Raw genomic sequence first — 497 nt, forward strand, 5'->3', positions numbered from 1 at the left:
GTTATATCACAAGCGATTAGAACAAGGTACTTTTGCTTTTCCTATTCATAATCGGACTCAAATCAGTTGGAGTGATTTGGTACTTATGATTGAAGGAATACAAGTGATAAAAAGTAGTCAAAAAAGGCGATTTTCTATGAGATAAAACAGCCTTAATCCTTGTATAAATAAGGCTTTTGACGTATATTTACTTCATGGAAATAGACTTAGAAAACTTATCGAAACAAGAACTTTTGGCACTTTTAACCAAAGCCCAAAAGACTATTTCCAAACAAGAAAAAGTAAATACTAAGTTAGAGAAGAAAACTACTGAGTTAGAAGAAAAGACCTCTAAACTAGAAGAAAAAAATACAGAACTGGAATATCGTGTAAAGCTACTTGAGCGCATGAAGTTCGGTCAAAGCCGAGAACGTTTTGAGGATCCCAATCAAACTCAATTACCTTTAGATGTTGAACAAGCAGTCTTAGAGGAACAAGAAGAAGTAATCAAACAAGAG

At 33.6% G+C, this 497-nt stretch carries 1 pseudogene; it reads left to right on the plus strand.

Going from position 1 to position 497, the window contains the following annotated elements:
- Positions 1-194: 194 nt before the first annotated feature.
- Positions 195-497, plus strand: a pseudogene (locus GOQ24_RS11395) (IS66 family transposase); the annotation flags it as partial.

Origin of the sequence: Myroides sp. LoEW2-1 (assembly GCF_009767705.1) — a bacterium.
In the GTDB taxonomy this organism is placed as follows: domain Bacteria; phylum Bacteroidota; class Bacteroidia; order Flavobacteriales; family Flavobacteriaceae; genus Flavobacterium; species Flavobacterium album_A.